This window comes from Pseudomonas sp. SDO5522_S412 (assembly GCF_054071215.1).
The window spans coordinates 1-5170 of sequence record NZ_JBSVWQ010000320.1 but is presented as its reverse complement, the minus strand read 5'-3'; the positions used below and the strand labels follow the sequence as shown (position 1 = coordinate 5170).

Below are 5170 nucleotides of genomic sequence, written 5' to 3'. Positions count from 1 at the left end.
TTAACCGAGTTCCAACTTTGGAATGCGGTCAAATGTGGGAGCGGGCTTGCTCGCGAAAGCGGTCTAACAAACAACCAATAGCTTAAGCCGGAACAGCTTTAGCCTTCGGCTCCCGATCCCAGACCCGATGCTGGGCAATCGCCGCAAAGAACGCCTTAAACGCCTTCGCGTCGCCGCCCACAATCAAGCCCGCATCCGCCTCAAGCTTCAGCACATCCAGCAACTGCTTCGCCTCCCCGGCCAGGGCAATTGCCTTGAGGTGCTTGTACGCCTCCAGCAGGTAATGCAACGCCACACCATCAGCGCTCAACGCCTGAACCGACTTGGCGCCACCCGGCACAAACACCGCATCGAACGCCACCGAAGGCAAGCCTTCCATGGAAGCATCCACCGACAGGCTCTTGCCATCCGCCGTCGTTACCGGCGCCGAGGTAGGCCCCAGCAACTTCGCATGCGCACCTGCGGCCTCAAGCGCCTTCTTCAAGGCATCAATCGCCGCACCATCAACACCGTTCGCCGCCAGAATCGCCACCTTGCGGGTCTTGATATCACCCGACAGCAAATTGGCCTGGCTCAACGCTGGCGAGCGTTCCGGAGACGTCTTGCGCTCTGGCACCGTACCTTTAGTCGGTGCTGGCAAGCCCAGGTTCTGCGCCACACGCTTGGCCAGTTCCAAGTCGATGTTGGCGAGGATCTCGTTCACCTGGCGAGCGCGAATAAACTCACGCTCCACCTTGCCCAGTTCAAAACTGTAGGCGGCGATGATGTGCTCCTGCTCGTGCTTGCTCATGCTGCGGAAAAACAAGCGCGCCTGGGAGAAGTGATCACCGAACGACTCGCTGCGCTCTCGGATCTTGTGGGCATCAATGCGCTCCGGATACGTCTCAAAACCACCGTCCTGCGCCGCAGGCGGAGTTTCTTTCGGCCAGCCGCCATCAATCGATTTCGGCTCGTAGGACGCGCGGCCCTTGTCGATGGTGGTGCGGTGCATGGCATCGCGCTGGCCGTTATGGAACGGCGCTACCGGACGGTTGATCGGCAACTCGTGAAAGTTCGGCCCGCCGAGTCGGCTGATCTGCGTATCGGTGTAGGAAAACAGACGGCCTTGCAGCAGCGGGTCATTGGAGAAGTCGATGCCCGGCACGATATGCCCCGGGCAGAACGCCACTTGCTCGGTCTCGGCAAAGTAGTTGTCCGGGTTGCGGTTGAGCACCATTTTGCCCAACGGCGTGATCGGCACCAGCTCTTCGGGGATCAGCTTGGTCGGGTCGAGAATATCGAAGTCGAACTTATGCTCGTCCTCTTCGGCGATGATCTGCACGCCCAATTCCCACTCCGGGTAATCGCCACTTTCAATGGATTCCCACAGGTCACGACGGTGGAAGTCCGTGTCTTTGCCCGCCAGCTTCTGCGCCTCGTCCCACACCAGGGAGCAGGTGCCGACGGTAGGCCGCCAGTGGAATTTGACGAAGTTGGATTTGCCCTCGGCGTTCACCAGGCGGAAGGTGTGCACGCCAAACCCCTGCATGGTCCGTAGGCTTTTTGGAATGGCCCGATCAGACATGGCCCAGATCACCATGTGCGCCGACTCCGGCTGCAGCGAGACAAAATCCCAGAACGTATCGTGGGCTGAGCCGCCGGTAGGAATCTCGTTGTGGGGCTCAGGTTTTACCGCATGCACGAAGTCAGGAAACTTGATCGCGTCCTGAATGAAAAACACCGGCATGTTGTTACCCACCAGGTCGAAGTTGCCCTCATCGGTGAAGAACTTCACGGCAAAGCCACGCACGTCACGCACGGTATCACCCGAGCCGCGAGGGCCCTGCACCGTAGAGAAACGCGCAAATACCGGGGTTTTGTGTTCGGGGTTACGCAGGAATCCGGCCTTGGTCAGCGCCGAGTGGTTTTCGTAGGTCTGGAAATAACCATGGGCACCGGTACCCCGAGCATGAACGATACGTTCCGGGATCCGCTCATGGTCAAAGTGCGTGATTTTTTCACGCATGATGAAGTCTTCCAGCAGCGATGGGCCACGGGAGCCGACCTTCAAGCTGTTCTGGTTATCGGAAACCTTCACGCCCTGGTTGGTGCGCAGTGCCTGGCCCGTCGCGTCGGAGCGGAATGTTTCCAGACTTTGCAGCTTGGCGTTGGTGTTGCCACGGTCCAGAGTGTCGGTGCCCGCAAGTTCGCTCTTGGGCGGGGTAACTGGCTTTTTAGTACTCATCAGACAAAAACTCCTCGTTTGCGTAGGCCAGAGCGATCCCCGGCTCTTCTTGAGCAAAACCCCAGGCACGGCACCTGGGAGTTTCGAGTTGCTTATGTAGTGACTGACACGGTTTTGTACCGTTCCTTTTTTATGACCTTTGATCGCGTTATTGCCAAATCGCTGGTCGGATGAGAAATAAATGCTAAGAAACGCTATACGGACAGGCTAAAATGCGCGCCCGGCTAACCGCTGATCCCTTTTTAATGCGCCCCACAAGGTTCGCTACGTGATCGAGTTTCATAACGTCCATAAAACCTACCGGGTCGCCGGTAAGGATATCCCCGCACTGCATCCCACCAACCTGCGCGTCGAAAATGGCCAGGTGTTTGGTCTGATCGGCCATTCCGGTGCGGGAAAAAGTACTTTGCTGCGTCTGATCAACCGCCTGGAGCAACCCAGCGGCGGCCAGATCAAGGTCGATGACGAAGAAGTCACCGCCCTCGACGCCAACGGCCTGCGCCGTTTCCGGCAACAGGTCGGGATGATCTTCCAGCACTTCAACCTGCTGGCATCCAAGACCGTTGCCGACAACGTGGCGCTGCCGCTGACCCTCGCGGGCGAACTTTCCCGCAAGGAAATCGACCTGCGCGTGGCCGAATTGCTGGCGCGGGTCGGCCTGTCCGACCATGCCAAGAAGTACCCGGCGCAGTTGTCTGGCGGCCAGAAGCAGCGCGTCGGCATTGCCCGCGCCCTGGCCACCAAGCCGAAAATCCTGCTATGCGACGAAGCCACCAGCGCCCTCGACCCGCAGACCACGGCCTCGGTCCTGCAACTGCTGGCCGAGATCAACCGCGAGCTGAAGCTGACCATCGTGCTGATCACCCATGAAATGGACGTGATCCGCCGCGTGTGCGACCACGTGGCCGTGATGGACGCCGGCGTGATCGTCGAGCAAGGCACCGTCGCCGACGTATTCCTGCACCCCAAGCACCCGACCACCAAGCGCTTCGTGCAGGAATCCGAGCAAGTCGACGAAGGCGAACAGCGCGATGACTTCGCCCATGTACCGGGGCGCATCGTGCGCCTGACGTTCCAGGGCGAAGCGACCTACGCGCCGCTGCTGGGTACCGTCGCCCGCGACACGGGTGTGGACTACAGCATCCTCGCCGGTCGTATCGACCGCATCAAAGACATTCCCTACGGGCAACTGACCCTCGCCGTCACCGGCGGTGACATGGAGGCCGCCTTCGCCGCCTTCACCGCGGCAGACGTCCATATGGAGGTGCTGCGCTAATGGAAATCCTCTTGAGCTTTTTCTCGAACATCGACTGGTCGGAAATCCTGCTCGCCACCGGCGACACCATGACCATGCTGTTCGGCTCCCTGCTGTTCACCGTATTGCTGGGCTTGCCGTTGGGCGTGCTGCTGTTCCTGTGCAGCCCGCGTCAGCTGTTCGAACAAAAGAATGTTTATGCGCTGTTGTCGCTGGTGGTGAACATCCTGCGTTCGCTGCCGTTCATTATCCTGTTGATCGTAATGATCCCGTTCACGGTGCTGATCACCGGCACCTCGCTGGGTGTTGCCGGTGCAATTCCGCCACTGGTGGTGGGTGCCACGCCGTTCTTTGCGCGCCTGGTGGAAACCGCGCTGCGTGAAGTGGACCGCGGGATTATCGAAGCGACCCAGGCCATGGGCGCGACCACTCGCCAGATCATTACCAACGCGTTGCTGCCCGAAGCCCGCCCCGGCATCTTCGCGGCGATTACGGTGACGGCGATTACACTGGTTTCCTACACGGCCATGGCCGGTGTAGTGGGTGCCGGTGGCCTGGGTGACTTGGCGATCCGCTTCGGTTATCAGCGCTTCCAGACCGACGTGATGGTGGTCACCGTGGTGCTGCTGCTGATCCTGGTACAAATTCTGCAAACCGTCGGCGACAAGCTGGTGGTGCACTTTTCTCGAAAATAACGGCTATTGCCGGCGTTAAGCCGGCCAATTCCCGAACAAGGAGCTTGTTGAATGAAAAAACTACTGGTTGCTTTCGCCGCCGTTGCCGCGTTCTCCGCCCACGCCGCCGAAACCCTCACCGTGGCCGCGTCCCCGGTGCCGCACGCTGAAATCCTCGAATTCGTGAAGCCGGCTCTGGCCAAGGAAGGCGTGGACCTGCAGGTCAAAGTCTTCACCGACTACGTTCAGCCAAACGTACAGGTAGCCGAAAAGCGCCTGGACGCCAACTTCTTCCAGCACCAGCCGTACCTGGATGAGTTCAACAAAGCCAAGGGCACTCACCTGGTGAGCGTTGGCGCTGTGCACCTGGAGCCTCTGGGCGCCTACTCCAGCAAGTACAAGAAACTGGAAGACCTGCCAAGCGGCGCCAACGTCGTGATCCCGAACGACGCCACCAACGGCGGCCGTGCGCTGTTGCTGCTGGCCAAGCACAACCTGATCACCCTGAAGGACCCGACCAACATCCTGTCGACCATCAAGGACATCACTGAAAACCCGAAAGGCCTGAAATTCCGCGAACTGGAAGCCGCCACCCTGCCGCGCGTGCTGACCCAGGTCGACCTGGCGCTGATCAACACCAACTACGCCCTGGAAGCCAAGCTGGACCCCTCCAAGGACGCACTGGTGATCGAAGGCAACGACTCGCCTTACGTGAACATCCTGGTGACCCGCGAAGACAACAAGGATTCGGACGCGGTGAAGAAGCTGGTAGCAGCCCTGCACACCCCGGAAGTGAAAGCGTTCATTCTTGAGAAGTACAAAGGCGCGATCCTGCCGGCGTTCTGATCCAAGGCCGAAACCCCGATCGAAAAAGCGGACGCAGAGCGTCCAGTGCGGCATTCCCACGCAGAGCGTGGGAACGATCCAAACCAATGTGGGAGCGGGCTTGCTCGCGAAGGCGGTGGTTCAGTCGATACATCTGTTGACTGACACACCGCTTTCGCGAGCAAGCCCACT

General features: G+C 59.6%; 4 protein-coding genes. 3 read left to right on the top strand and 1 reads right to left on the bottom strand.

What is annotated here, in order from left to right; all coding sequences use genetic code 11:
* Positions 1–82 precede the first annotated feature (82 nt).
* The gene (katE, locus tag ACW9I6_RS30570) at positions 83–2224 is read right to left on the bottom strand and encodes a catalase HPII (protein ID WP_457340174.1); all 2142 of its coding nucleotides are present in this window, start codon (positions 2222–2224) and stop codon (positions 83–85) included.
* A gap of 268 nt (positions 2225–2492) precedes the next feature.
* Here katE and ACW9I6_RS30565 point away from each other — a divergent pair, with 268 nt between their 5' ends.
* The 3 genes from ACW9I6_RS30565 to ACW9I6_RS30555 are packed head-to-tail and all read left to right on the top strand — an operon-like array spanning position 2493 to position 4999.
* Positions 2493–3500: a methionine ABC transporter ATP-binding protein gene (locus ACW9I6_RS30565; protein ID WP_003214829.1), complete on the top strand. Its 1008-nt coding sequence runs from the start codon at positions 2493–2495 to the stop codon at positions 3498–3500.
* Positions 3500–4174 carry a methionine ABC transporter permease gene (locus ACW9I6_RS30560; RefSeq protein ID WP_003214831.1) on the top strand — a complete coding sequence of 225 codons (675 nt, stop codon included), beginning with the start codon at positions 3500–3502 and terminating at the stop codon, positions 4172–4174. The genes ACW9I6_RS30565 and ACW9I6_RS30560 overlap by 1 nt, the downstream gene beginning before the upstream one ends.
* Positions 4175–4225: 51 nt before the next feature.
* A complete protein-coding gene (locus ACW9I6_RS30555; protein WP_003214835.1) occupies positions 4226–4999 on the top strand; it encodes a MetQ/NlpA family ABC transporter substrate-binding protein in 774 nt (257 codons plus the stop codon).
* Positions 5000–5170: the final 171 nt, after the last annotated feature.

Excerpts from the sequence above, each read along its gene's own strand:
- ACW9I6_RS30560 (WP_003214831.1), top strand. The coding sequence starts at position 3,500 with ATGGAAATCCTCTTGAGCTTTTTCTCGAACATCGACTGGTCGGAAATC.
- katE (WP_457340174.1), bottom strand. The coding sequence starts at position 2,224 with ATGAGTACTAAAAAGCCAGTTACCCCGCCCAAGAGCGAACTTGCGGGC.
- ACW9I6_RS30555 (WP_003214835.1), top strand. The coding sequence starts at position 4,226 with ATGAAAAAACTACTGGTTGCTTTCGCCGCCGTTGCCGCGTTCTCCGCC.